Below are 12,555 nucleotides of genomic sequence, written 5' to 3'. Positions count from 1 at the left end.
CCATCCAAGCACACACGCACACCTTGGAACACATCCAACCCAGGAGGCCTTCGCTCGATGTATCACGGTGAACGTTTCAACGCCTGGACCCACCTGGTCGGCGCCATGCTGGCCGCGTTGGGCGCGCTTTGGCTGATCATTGCCGCGGGATTGCAGGGCGACCCGTGGAAGATCGTCAGTTTCTCCATCTATGGCTTCACCCTGCTGTTGCTCTACAGCGTCTCGACCGTCTATCACAGCACCCGCGGCCGGGCGAAGGTGATCATGCGCAAGCTCGATCACTTGTCCATCTACCTGCTGATCGCCGGCAGCTACACGCCGTTCTGCCTGGTCAGCCTGCGCGGCCCCTGGGGCTGGAGCCTGTTCGGCGTGGTCTGGGGGCTGGCGCTGATCGGCATGCTGCAAGAGATCAAGCCGCGCTCCGAAGCGCGCGTGCTGTCGATCGTCATCTACGCCTTGATGGGCTGGATCGTGCTGGTGGCGGTCAAACCGCTGCTGGCGACCCTGGGCGCGGCGGGCTTCGCCTGGCTGGCAGCCGGTGGCGTGTTCTACACGGTGGGCATCATCTTCTTCGCCCTGGACCGACGCCTGCGCCATGGGCACGGCATCTGGCACCTGTTCGTCATCGCCGGCAGCCTGCTGCATTTCATCGCGGTGTTCTTCTACGTCCGTTGAAAGCCCGTCCGGCCTACGGCAGTGGCGCGCCGTAGGCCGCGAAGGCTGCGCCCGCGTCTAGAAGTCGCCCCACAACTGCTGCGCCACCGACAGCGCCACCACCGGTGCGGTCTCGGTGCGCAGCACCCGTGGGCCGAGGCGTGCGGCGTGGAAGCCGGCTTCGCTGGCCTGCGCCACTTCGGCATCGTTCAAGCCGCCTTCCGGCCCGATCAGAAACGCCAGGCGCGCAGGCTTGGGGTGGCTGGTCAGCGGCTCGGCCACAGGGTGCAGCACCAGCTTGAGGTCGGCGTCGACGTCGCCCAGCCATTCGGCCAGGGTGCGCGGCGGATGGATCAGCGGCAGGGTCGAGCGCCCGCACTGCTCGCAGGCGCTGATCGCCACCTGGCGCCAGTGGGCCAAACGCTTGTCGGCGCGCTCGTCCTTCAGGCGCACTTCGCAGCGTTCGCTGACGATGGGGGTGATCTCGTTGGCGCCCAGTTCCGTGGCCTTTTGGATCGCCCAGTCCATGCGCTCGCCGCGCGACAGGCCTTGGCCCAGGTGCACGTGCAAGGACGAGTCGGGCTGGCCGGGCAGGGCTTGGTCGAGGCTCACCCGCACGGTCTTCTTGCCGACTTCGAGCAGGTGGCCGAGAAACTCCTGGCCGCCGCCGTCGAACAGTTGCACGGCGTCGCCGGTGGCCATGCGCAGCACACGGCCGATGTAGTGGGCCTGGGCTTCGGGCAGGGTGTGCTCGCCGAGGGAGAGGGGGGCATCGATGAAGAAACGGGACAGGCGCATGTAGGGCTCGGATAAGAAAGGCTTGGACTGTGCTTGGCGCAGGCGGGCGGCGCTGGACTGGCCCGCCGCCGCGCCGCGCTTGGCGAGGCATTGTGGGCGCTACCGCTCACCGCCGCGAACGGCCGTCGCTGCGACGGCGTGTAGCGCAAGCATCAACCCGGATCACGGAAATCGGGATGGAAATCGGCCGGCACGGCCACGCTGACCTGCTCGCGGGTAGCGAGGTCGATGCCTTCGCTGGCCACTTCGGCGAGGAAGTCGATCTGCTCGGGGGTGATCACGTAGGGCGGCAGGAAATACACCACGCTGCCCAGTGGCCGCAGCAAGGCGCCGCGGCTCAAGGCGTGCTCGAACACCTTCAGGCCGCGGCGCTCCTGCCAGGGGTAGGCGGTTTTGCCCGGTCGGTCCTTGACCATCTCGATGGCCAGGGCCATGCCGGTCTGGCGGATCTCCCCGACGTGGGGGTGTTCGGATAGGTGCGCGGTAGCGCTGGCCATGCGGCTGGCCAAGGCCTTGTTGGCCTCGATCACATCGTCTTCGGCGAAGATGTCCAGGGTCGCCAAGGCGGCGGCGCAGGCCAGCGGGTTGCCGGTGTAGCTGTGCGAATGGAGGAAGGCGCGCAGGGTCGGGTAGTCGTCGTAGAAGGCCTGGTAGACCTTGTCGGTGGTCAGGCAGGCGGCCAGCGGCAGATAACCGCCGGTCAGGGCCTTGGACAGGCAGAGGAAGTCCGGGCGGATGCCGGCCTGCTCGCAGGCGAACATTGTGCCGGTACGGCCGAAGCCGACCGCGATCTCGTCGTGGATCAGGTGCACGTCGTAGCGGTCGCAAGCCTCGCGCAGCAGCTTGAGGTACACCGGATGGTACATGCGCATGCCGCCGGCGCCCTGGATCAACGGCTCGACGATCACTGCGCTGATGGTGTCGTGGTGTTCGGCCAGGGTCTGTTCCATGGCGGCGAACAGCGTACGCGAGTGTTCCTCCCAGCTCACGCCCTCGGGACGGTGGTAGCAGTCGGGGCTCGGCACCTTGAGGGTGTCGAGCAGCAGCGCCTTGTAGGTTTCGGTGAACAAGGGCACGTCGCCCACCGACATGGCGGCGATGGTCTCGCCGTGGTAGCTGTTGGTCAGGGTGACGAAGCGTTTCTTCTGCGGCCTGCCGACGTTGTGCCAGTAGTGGAAGCTCATCTTCAATGCCACTTCGATGCACGACGAACCGTTGTCGGCGTAGAACACCCGGTCCAGGCCGTCGGGCGTCAGCGCCACCAGGCGCTCGGAAAGCTCGATCACCGGTTGGTGGCTGAAGCCTGCGAGGATCACGTGCTCGAGCTGATCGACCTGGTCCTTGATGCGCTGGCCGATGCGCGGGTTGGCGTGGCCGAACACGTTGACCCACCAGGAACTGACCGCATCGAGGTAGCGTTTGCCTTCGAAGTCTTCCAGCCAGACGCCTTCGCCGCGCTTGATCGGGATCAGCGGCAGGTGCTCGTGATCTTTCATCTGGGTGCAGGGGTGCCACAGGACCTCGAGGTCACGTTGCATCCACTGTTGATTGAGCCCCATTGGCGGTTCTCCTGGCGGTATGGCGATGTGAGAGCGCGTAAGCCTAAGAGAACCGGGCGGTAGGAACAACCCATGTAAGTGATGCCAGGGTGCTAGCAGGGCAGCCGGGGCTCACGTATTCTAGGCGGCTCTTTGCGCGGGGCAGTCCGCTCCTGCGCGTCTTCACGTTTTTTTCTGATCTGGAGTCTGCCTCGATGGCTGCTGCTTGGGTGCGCGTGTGCGCGGTGATCATGATTGGCCTGTCCAGCGCCGCTGCGCAGGGGCAGGGCAAGGCTCCGACGGCCATCGTCGTCGGTGGCGGCCTGGCCGGCCTGACGGCGGCCTACGAGCTGCAGAACAAAGGCTGGCAGGTGACCTTGCTCGAAGCCAAGGCCAACCTGGGTGGGCGCTCGGGCCTGGCGACCAGCGAATGGATCGGTAGCGACAAGGTGCAGCCGCTGCTCAACCAGTACCTGCAACAGTTCAAACTGCAGACCCTGCCGGCTCCCGAATTCGTGCGTACGCCCGGCTACCTGATCGACGGCGACTACTTCACCGAAGCGGACCTTGCCCTCAAGCAACCGGCCACCGCCGAAGCGCTCAAGCGTTACGAAAAGACCGTCGACGACCTGGCGCGCTCGATCGACGATCCGCTCAATCCGGCGGCCAACAGCACGCTGTTCGCCCTCGACCAGATCAACGTCGCCAACTGGCTCGACCGCCTGCAACTGCCGACCACAGCGCGCCAGTTGATCAACCAGGAAATCCGCAGCCGCTACGACGAGCCGTCGCGCCTGTCGCTGCTCTACTTCGCCCAGCAGAACCGCGTGTACCGCGGCGTCGACGACCGCGATCGGCGTGCGGTGCGCCTGCCGGGTGGCAGCCCGGTGCTGGCCCAGGCCTTCGTCAAGCAGGTCAAGACCATCAAGACCGACGCGGCGGTGACGTCCATCGTGCAGGACAAGAACGGCGTGACGGTCAAAGCCGGCAACGTCGGCTACACGGCCGACTACCTGGTCATGGCCGTGCCGCTGCGCGCCCTGGCCAAGATCCAGATGACGCCTGCGCTGGACAACCAGCACATGGCTGCGATCAAAGGCACCAACTACGGCTGGCGCGACCAGATCATGCTCAAGTTCAAGCAGCCGGTGTGGGAAAGCCGTGCGCGCATGTCGGGTGAGATCTACAGCAACGCCGGTTTGGGCATGCTGTGGATCGAGCCTGCGCTCAAGGGCGGCGCCAACGTGGTGATCAACCTCTCGGGCGACAACGCGCGTCTGCTGCAAGCCTTCGGCGACAAGCAGATGGTCGACCAGGTGCTGATCCGCATGCACGCGTTCTACCCCAAGGCCCGTGGTGCGTTCAGCGGTTATGAGGTGCGTCGCTACAGCACCGATGCCAGCACGGGCGGCGCCTACCTGGCCTACGGGCCGGGGCAGATCAGCAAATACTGGCGGCTGTGGGAGCGGCCGGTGCAACGCGTAGCCTTCGCCGGCGAGCACACCGATGCGCTGTACCCCGGCACCCTGGAAGGCGCCTTGCGCAGCGGCCAGCGCGCCGCCAGCCAGGTGCAGGACCTGGCCGCAGGCAAGTCGTTCGAGCCGGTCAAGTCGGTGGCGGCTACGGCGGCGGCCGGTACTGCCAGTGCTGCCGGTGCGGCGGCGGCGAGCAAGCCGGGCTTCTTCGCCAACCTGTTCGGCAAGGGCGACAAGGCCGAGAAAGCGCAAGCGGCGCCAGAGGCCAAGGCCGAGCAAGGCAAGCCGGGCTTCTTCTCGCGGTTGTTCGGCGGTGCTGACAAGGCCCAGAACGCGCCGGCCAAGCCTGACGACAAAACCCCATCGGCCAGCGCCGAGCCGGCCAAGCCAGGGTTTTTCTCGCGCCTGTTCGGCCGCGGCGAGCCTGAAGCCAAGCCTGCGGCGGTCAGCCAACCGACGCCTGCCGCACCTGCGGTAGCGCCTGCTCCGGCACCGGCTGTGGCCCCTGTCCCGGCACCGGTCGCAGCGCCTACTCCGGCCAAACCTGCGGCCAAACCGGCGCTCAAACCTACGGCCAAGCCTGCTACGCACAAGCCGGCAGCCCACAAGAGCCCACCGGCCCACAAGCCTGCCAAGGCGGCACCGGCCAAAAAGCCGGCAGAGCCTGCGCAGAAGAAGCCAGCGGTCAAGCAGGATCAGGCTGGCGCCTGACGGCGGCTGCTCGGGACCCGTGCGGGTAGCCGGCGCTCCGGTTCACCCGCAGTGGGCAACGGCGCTGTCGCCATCCGGGCGAACCCATGTCGCCTTGCGAATCCGATCGCAACCTTTGGCCCGCTTCGCGGGCCATTGCGCATAAAGGGCGATGCCAGATCGCTGCTGCGCGACTGTCATGGATCACCTATTAAAAAACCATCCAGGGTTAACGTTTCCTTAATAGTGCTTGCAGACAATTACTATCGGTTTATTCGATATTTCAAAGCAGTTTTTTCTGCTTTTATTCGATACGTTAACGGGTAGTCTTGCCACAGCTTCCACGGGGAACGACAGCATCATGCAACTTCGCAATTCATCTTCTCGCTACGGTGCAGTCAGCATCGTATTGCACTGGGGCGTAGCGCTCACCGTCTTCAGCCTGTTCGGGCTGGGCTTGTGGATGGTCGGGTTGGACTACTACGACCCGTGGCGCAAGGCCGGCCCGGACCTGCATAAAAGCATCGGTCTGGTGCTGCTGGCGGTCATGGTCCTGCGGGTGTTGTGGCGCCTGCTCAGTCCACCCCCACCGGCGCTCGCCAGCCATGGTCGCTTCACGCGGATCGCGGCCCACTTGGGCCACCTGGGGTTGTACGCCGGGCTGTTCGCCGTGATGCTCGCCGGCTACCTGATCTCCACCGCCGATGGCGTGGGCATCCCGGTGTTCGGTCTGTTCGAAGTGCCGGCGTTGGTCAGCAACCTGCCCGACCAGGCCGATCTTGCCGGCGAAGTTCATTTCTACCTGGCCTGGGGGCTGGTGATTTTCGCCGGCCTGCATGGTCTGGCTGCACTCAAGCACCATTTCATCGACCGTGACGCCACTTTGCTGCGCATGCTCGGTCGCAAAGCCTGAAACACCCACTCAATCGCAACGGAAGGAATCAAAGGATGTTGAAAAAGACCTTTGCCGCACTGGCGCTCGGTACTGCCCTGTTCGCTGCCGGTCAGGCCATGGCCGCCGACTACAAGATCGACAAGGAAGGCCAGCACGCTTTCGTCGACTGGAAGATCAGCCACCTGGGCTACAGCTTCATCCACGGCACCTTCAAGGACTTTGACGGCAGCTTCACCTGGGACAGCGCCAAGCCCGAAGCCAGCAAGATCAACGTCGATCTGAAAACCGCCAGCCTGTGGTCCAACCACGCCGAGCGTGACAAGCACATCGCCAGCGCCGACTTCCTCGACGTGAAGAAATATCCGGACGCCAAGTTCGTCTCCACCGCCGTCAAATCGACCGGTGACAAGACCGCCGACGTGACCGGCGACCTGACCCTGCACGGCGTGACCAAACCGGTCACCTTCAAAGCCACCTTCAATGGCGAAGGTAAAGATCCATGGGGCGGCGAGCGTGCAGGCTTCAACGCCACCACCACGCTCAACCTGAGCGACTTCGGCATCAAGGGCCCAGGCCCGACTTCGCAGACCCTCGACCTGAACATCAGCCTCGAAGGCGTGAAGCAGAAGTAAGCGTGCCGGCCGTGGCGCCGCCAGGCGCTTGGTCTAGCGCTGAGGTGCTGGTCACGTCGCCGAGCGACTGAGCGGCCCCTGACACCCACGGGTGGAAACAAAAAATCCGCAGCCAGTGATGGCTGCGGATTTTTTTATGGGCTAACCGTAGAAAACGGCTGCACGGCGAACCCGATGACTCAGCGCGTGGCCACTGCGGCGAAGCACATGCCTGCAGTGGCCTCGCGCAGTGGCCTTCACGAACAGGCCAGTACGCGTGAACTCAGCGGTTACGCGTCAACAGCGCCGGGCGTTCGCCACGCGGACGGTTCGGCAGGTCGTCGAGCTGCTCGGGCGTCGGGTAGCGCTCCAGCTTGGACTCCTTGCGGATGATCACTGGCTGGTTCTGTGGCTCGCGCGGGTTGCGCACGGCAGGCTCCTGGCGAGGGCTGTCGTCGCGGCGAGTGCGGCCACCGCCGTCACGACGTGCTCCACCGGCGTTGGCGTTGTTGCGCGGACCTTTGTCGCCGCCGGTGCGTGGGCCGTTGTTGCGCGGTTGACCGGTACCTTGGCTGCGGCCCTGGCCCTGAGTCTGACCACCTGCCGCTGCGCCCGGGCGACGGTTGCGGCCCTGGTTCTTGGCGTTCTGGTAAGGGCTGACGTAGTCGGCGCGGTTGCCGAAGTTGTCCACGTCGTCATCGAGGAAGGCTTCCGGGTCACGGTTGCCGTTGTCAGACGGCTTGCTGGCCTGTGCCGATTGTTGCGTGCGCGGCTTCTGCTGCTCGCGCGGTTTGCGCGGCTGCTGGCCCTGGCGCTGCTCGCCGGACTTGGCCTTTTCCGCAGGCTTATCGGCGCTGGCTTGTCGCGTCTTGCCTTTGTCCTTGCCCTTGTCCTTGCGGCCGCCGCTGCCGGCATTGGCGCCGTCGCCACGGCTCTGGCCGTTGCGCCCGCCGCGTGCGTTGGGCTGGGCGCGCTCGCGCACTTCCGGCTTCTCGACTTCGATCTTGCTGGCGTCGAAGCCCATCCAATCGCCGTCGGCGATCTTCTGCCGGGTGACGCGCTCGATGCTCTTGAGCAGCTTCTCTTCGTCGGGCGCGACCAGCGAGATGGCCTCGCCCGAGCGCCCGGCACGACCGGTACGGCCGATGCGGTGCACGTAGTCTTCTTCGACGTTGGGCAGTTCGAAGTTGACCACGTGGGGCAACTGGTCGATGTCCAGGCCACGGGCGGCGATGTCGGTGGCGACCAGCACGCGTACGGTGTTGGCCTTGAAATCGGCCAGGGCTTTGGTGCGCGCGTTCTGGCTCTTGTTGCCATGGATCGCGGCGGCGGTCAGGCCGTGTTTTTCCAGGTACTCGGCCAGGCGGTTGGCGCCGTGCTTGGTACGGGTGAAGACCAGTACCTGTTCCCAGGCGCCGAGGGTGATCAAGTGCGCCAGCAAGGCGCGCTTATGGCCGGCCGGCAGGCGGTAGATGCGTTGTTCGATACGCTCGACGGTGGTGTTGGGCGGCGTGACCTCGATACGCTCGGGGTTGTGCAGCAGCTTGTCGGCCAGGTCGGTGATGTCTTTGGAGAAGGTCGCCGAGAACAGCAGGTTCTGGCGCTTGGACGGCAGACGCGCGAGGACTTTCTTGACGTCATGGATGAAGCCCATGTCGAGCATGCGGTCGGCTTCGTCGAGCACCAGGATTTCCACGTGGGACAAATCCACGCTGCCCTGGCCGGCCAAGTCGAGCAGTCGGCCCGGGCAGGCGACCAGCACGTCGACACCCTTGGCCATGGCCTGCACCTGGGGGTTCATACCGACACCGCCGAAGATGCAGGTACTGACCAGGCTCAGGTTGCGGGCGTACAGCTTGAAGCTGTCGTGGACCTGGGCAGCCAGTTCGCGGGTGGGCGTGAGCACCAGCACGCGCGGTTGACGCGGGCCGTGGCGCTGGGATTTGTCGGGATGGCCGGCGGGGAACAAACGCTCCAGGATCGGCAGCGCAAAACCACCGGTCTTGCCGGTACCGGTTTGGGCGGCGACCATCAGGTCGCGGCCTTGCAACGCGGCGGGAATGGCCCGCTGTTGCACGGGAGTGGGCTGGGTATAGCCCGCGGCCTCGATAGCGCGGACAAGTGCCTCGGAGAGACCGAGGGAAGCAAAGGACATGGGCAATCCTGTTCTCGTGTGGGCTGAGCCCGATGGGATGATCTGCCTGGCGCGACGGGCATCTGAGGAATGCGATCGCGTCCGGTCCAGCTGGGCATGTACTGCGCATCGTGCGGGCGGCGAAGACGCATGGAGCTGCGTTTTTACCGATCGGGATGCCTGCTACGAGGCCGAGCGTCCGGGCGTGAGCCTGGCGGGAAGGCTCGAGTATAACAGAGCAATCAGCGTGTGCTGACCCCCTGTTGCTCAACGGCAGTGGCAAGGCTCGGATTCTGCTCGCCATAACGGCTCATGATATGGGCGTAGGCCGGTTCGCGCTTGAACGCGCGCAGGGTTTGCGAGAACGCCTCGGCCAGGGCTTCACGGCCGGGCTTACGGGCCAGGCCCAGGTATTGCGGCATGTCGTTGATCACCATCGGCAAGGCTTCGATCTGCTGCTCCAGGCCCAGGCGTTGTAGCAAATAGCGGCCGACGTGGAGATCGGTCACCACGAGGTCCACCCGACCAAGCGCCAGCTTGCCTAGATTGGCGACATGGGTGGGCGCCGATTCCCGACGGAAGTTGGCTGCGGTTTCGAAGGCCGTACCGTAGTCATAGCCCGACGACGTGCCCACCGTGAGCCCGCTCAAGTCTTGCAGCGTAGTGACCGAGTGTGGGCGTGCCAGGGCTTGGAACAGCACGAATTCGACCTGCGACAACGGCTCTTCGGGGTACAGCATGAACGGTTCGCGGGAGGCCAGTTTGAACACGCCCAGAATACCGTCGGCCTGGCCCTGTTCGACCACGGCCAGGCAACGCTTCCACGGCATGAACCCCCACTCCACGTCGATGTGCAGACGCTTGAACACTTCGTTGGCCACCTCGTAGTGCAGGCCGCGAGGCTGGCCGTTTTCCTGATAGATGTAGGGCGCCCAGTCGTCGCTGACGATGCGCAGCCGTTCGGCCTGGGCCAACGGGCTCAGGCAGGTAAGCAGCAAGATGCCGAACAGGGTCAGGAAGATGCGCATGTCGGCAGACTACCTGGGTGCTTCATGGATGAACAGACGCGGGATCTGTGTGAGTGCCAGCGCTGTGAACGGGCCAGCAAATGCGCTCATCCCGCAGCGGCGCAGCCTTGGAAGCAGGGCATACCGCACTGGCGACCCAGGCATGCCGAGGCAGGTTTCGCTGGCTGCATGACCGCACGCGTCGCGGACGTGCGGGAACGGGAGGGCAGGGTGTGTGGGCGGTGGTGCCCCGCTGCACCTGTTCGCGATGGAGGCAGTCGAGGCACGAGCATTCTGCCTGTGCCTCCACTGCCCGCTAAACAGGTGCGAGCCGATGTTTTCAGCGCGGCAGGTTCAGGTTGTTCCAGATCGCCAGGCTCGGCTCGGCCTGGTTCAGCGTGTAGAAGTGCAGGCCCGGCGCGCCGCCGTCCAGCAGCTGCTCGCACATGCGTGTGATCACTTCTTCACCGAAAGCCTGGATGCTGGCGCTGTCGTCGCCATAGGCTTCCAACTGCTTGCGGATCCAGCGCGGCAGTTCGGCGCCGCAGGCGTCGGAGAAGCGCGCCAGCTTGCTGTAGTTGGTGATCGGCATGATGCCGGGCACCAGCGGAATGTCGACGCCCAGCTTCTGCACGCGCTCGACGAAGTGGAAGTAGCTGTCGGCGTTGAAGAAGTATTGGGTGATGGCGCTGTCGGCGCCGGCCTTGGCCTTGGTGGCGAAGTTCTTCAGGTCGGCTTCGAAGCTATGCGCCTGGGGATGCATCTCCGGATAGGCCGCCACTTCCAGGTGGAAGTGGTCGCCGGTTTCCTCACGGATGAACCGCACCAGGTCGCTGGCGTAGCGCAGATCGCCTGCGGCCATGCCCATGCCCGAAGGCAGGTCGCCACGCAGGGCGACGATGCGCTTGATGCCGGCCGCCTTGTATTCGGCGATCAGGGCGCGCAGCTCGGCCTTGGTGTCGCCCACGCACGACAAGTGCGGCGCGGCGGGCACTTGCACTTCGTTTTCCAGTTGCAGCACGGTGTTGAGCGTACGGTCGCGGGTGGAGCCACCGGCGCCATAGGTGCAGGAAAAGAAGTGCGGGTTGTACGTGGCCAATTGGCGGGCAACGGCCATCAGCTTGTCGTGGCCGGCTTCGGTCTTGGTCGGAAAGAATTCGAAACTGTAATTGCGGGGTTTGGACATCGGCTTTTTCCTGAGCAGCGAACCACGCGCTGCTAGTTGCAAGCTGCAAGTAAAAGCCAGGGCGACATGGGTCGGCCTGGCTGAACATCATTCCAATACTGCCTGTACAGCTGCAAGCGGGCGCACCCGAGGGTGCGCCTACCCGCAGTGGCCGCTTAGTAGCGGTAAGCCTCTGGCTTGAACGGACCTTCGACGGTCACGCCGATGTACTCGGCCTGCTGCGGGGTCAGCTGGGTGACCACGCCGCCGAAGCCGCGGACCATTTCCAGGGCCACTTCTTCGTCGAGTTTCTTCGGCAGCACTTCAACGGTCAGACGCTCGGCTTTCTTCGCGGCGTCCAGTTCGGCGTACTTCTGCTCGAACAGGAAGATCTGCGCCAGCACCTGGTTGGCGAATGAGCCGTCCATGATCCGGCTTGGGTGACCGGTAGCATTGCCCAGGTTCACCAGGCGGCCTTCGGCCAGCAGGATCAGATAGTCGTCGTTCTGCGCGTCGAAGCTGCCGGCGCCGGTGCGGTGGATCTTGTGCACCTGCGGCTTGACCTCTTCCCAGGCCCAGTGCTTGCGCATGAAGGCGGTGTCGATCTCGTTGTCGAAGTGGCCGATGTTGCACACTACGGCGCGCTTCTTCAGGGCCTTGAGCATGTTGGCGTCGCAGACGTTGACGTTACCGGTGGTGGTGACGATCAGGTCGATGCGGCCGAGCAGGTCACGGTTGATGCCGTCTTCGGTGCCGGTGTTGATGCCGTCCTTGAACGGCGAGACCACTTCGTAGCCGTCCATGCAGGCCTGCATGGCGCAGATCGGGTCGACTTCGGTGACCTTGACGATCATGCCTTCCTGACGCAGCGACTGCGCCGAGCCCTTGCCCACGTCACCGTAGCCGATGACCAGCGCCTGCTTACCCGACAGCAGGTGGTCGGTGCCGCGCTTGATGGCGTCGCTCAGGCTGTGACGGCAGCCGTACTTGTTGTCGTTCTTGCTCTTGGTGACCGAGTCGTTGACGTTGATCGCCGGGACTTTCAGTTCGCCCTTGGCCAGCATGTCGAGCAGACGATGCACGCCGGTGGTGGTCTCTTCGGTCACGCCGTGGATCTTTTCCAGCATGGCCGGGTATTTCTTGTGCAGGATTTCGGTCAGGTCACCGCCGTCGTCCAGCACCATGTTGGCGTCCCATGGCTGGCCGTCCTTGAGGATGGTCTGCTCGATGCACCACTCGTATTCTTCTTCGGTCTCGCCTTTCCAAGCGAACACCGGGATGCCGGCGGCAGCGATGGCGGCGGCGGCCTGGTCTTGGGTGGAGAAGATGTTGCACGACGACCAGCGCACTTCGGCGCCCAGCACGACCAGGGTTTCGATCAGCACAGCGGTCTGGATGGTCATGTGGATGCAGCCGATGATCTTCGCGCCCTTGAGCGGAAGTTCGCCCTGGTATTTACGGCGCAGGCCCATCAGCGCGGGCATTTCCGATTCGGCGATGATGACTTCCTTGCGACCCCAGTCGGCCAGGGAAATGTCGGCGACTTTGAAATCGGAAAAACCGGCAGGCGTGTTTACAGCGCTCATCA

10 protein-coding genes are annotated in these 12,555 nt (G+C 64.6%); 4 read left to right on the top strand and 6 right to left on the bottom strand.

Going from position 1 to position 12,555, the window contains the following annotated elements; genetic code table 11:
* The first annotated feature begins 57 nt into the window (after positions 1-57).
* Positions 58-675, top strand: a complete 618-nt coding sequence (gene trhA / locus B4M43_RS08940) for a PAQR family membrane homeostasis protein TrhA (RefSeq protein ID WP_296266205.1) — start codon at positions 58-60, stop codon at positions 673-675.
* A 57-nt stretch (positions 676-732) separates the two neighbouring features.
* On the opposite strand, the gene B4M43_RS08935 is transcribed toward trhA, so the two are convergent.
* On the bottom strand, positions 733-1,452 hold the full coding sequence (locus tag B4M43_RS08935) for a 16S rRNA (uracil(1498)-N(3))-methyltransferase (protein WP_296266203.1): 720 nt from the start codon (positions 1,450-1,452) through the stop codon (positions 733-735).
* A 152-nt stretch (positions 1,453-1,604) separates the two neighbouring features.
* Entirely contained in the window at positions 1,605-3,011 is a 1,407-nt protein-coding gene (locus B4M43_RS08930; protein ID WP_296266201.1) for an adenosylmethionine--8-amino-7-oxononanoate transaminase, read from the bottom strand.
* A gap of 194 nt (positions 3,012-3,205) precedes the next feature.
* Here B4M43_RS08930 and B4M43_RS08925 point away from each other — a divergent pair, with 194 nt between their 5' ends.
* From B4M43_RS08925 to B4M43_RS08915, 3 genes are all read left to right on the top strand, one after another.
* On the top strand, positions 3,206-5,176 hold the full coding sequence (locus tag B4M43_RS08925; RefSeq protein ID WP_296266200.1) for a flavin monoamine oxidase family protein: 1,971 nt from the start codon (positions 3,206-3,208) through the stop codon (positions 5,174-5,176).
* A gap of 340 nt (positions 5,177-5,516) precedes the next feature.
* Entirely contained in the window at positions 5,517-6,068 is a 552-nt protein-coding gene (locus B4M43_RS08920) for a cytochrome b (protein WP_296266196.1), read from the top strand.
* A 35-nt stretch (positions 6,069-6,103) separates the two neighbouring features.
* The gene (locus tag B4M43_RS08915; protein ID WP_296266194.1) at positions 6,104-6,682 is read left to right on the top strand and encodes a YceI family protein; all 579 of its coding nucleotides are present in this window, start codon (positions 6,104-6,106) and stop codon (positions 6,680-6,682) included.
* 262 nt (positions 6,683-6,944) lie between these two features.
* Here the strand turns inward: B4M43_RS08915 and B4M43_RS08910 are convergent, their stop codons facing one another.
* The 4 genes from B4M43_RS08910 to ahcY all read right to left on the bottom strand — a co-directional run bounded on the left by B4M43_RS08910 (position 6,945) and on the right by ahcY (position 12,553).
* Positions 6,945-8,816, bottom strand: coding sequence for a DEAD/DEAH box helicase (locus tag B4M43_RS08910; protein ID WP_296266192.1), 1,872 nt, complete (start codon positions 8,814-8,816; stop codon positions 6,945-6,947).
* Positions 8,817-9,037: 221 nt separating this feature from the next.
* Positions 9,038-9,823, bottom strand: a complete 786-nt coding sequence (locus B4M43_RS08905; protein WP_296266191.1) for a substrate-binding periplasmic protein — start codon at positions 9,821-9,823, stop codon at positions 9,038-9,040.
* 319 nt (positions 9,824-10,142) lie between these two features.
* Positions 10,143-10,988: a methylenetetrahydrofolate reductase [NAD(P)H] gene (gene metF / locus B4M43_RS08900; protein ID WP_296266188.1), complete on the bottom strand. Its 846-nt coding sequence runs from the start codon at positions 10,986-10,988 to the stop codon at positions 10,143-10,145.
* A 155-nt stretch (positions 10,989-11,143) separates the two neighbouring features.
* Positions 11,144-12,553: an adenosylhomocysteinase gene (ahcY, locus tag B4M43_RS08895; RefSeq protein WP_296266186.1), complete on the bottom strand. Its 1,410-nt coding sequence runs from the start codon at positions 12,551-12,553 to the stop codon at positions 11,144-11,146.
* Positions 12,554-12,555 lie beyond the last annotated feature (2 nt).

The sequence above is a fragment of the Pseudomonas sp. UBA6562 genome (assembly GCF_002434265.1).
Lineage (GTDB): Bacteria > Pseudomonadota > Gammaproteobacteria > Pseudomonadales > Pseudomonadaceae > Aquipseudomonas.
The sequence above is the reverse complement of the archived record's forward strand: the minus strand, read 5'-3'. Positions and strand labels throughout refer to the sequence as shown.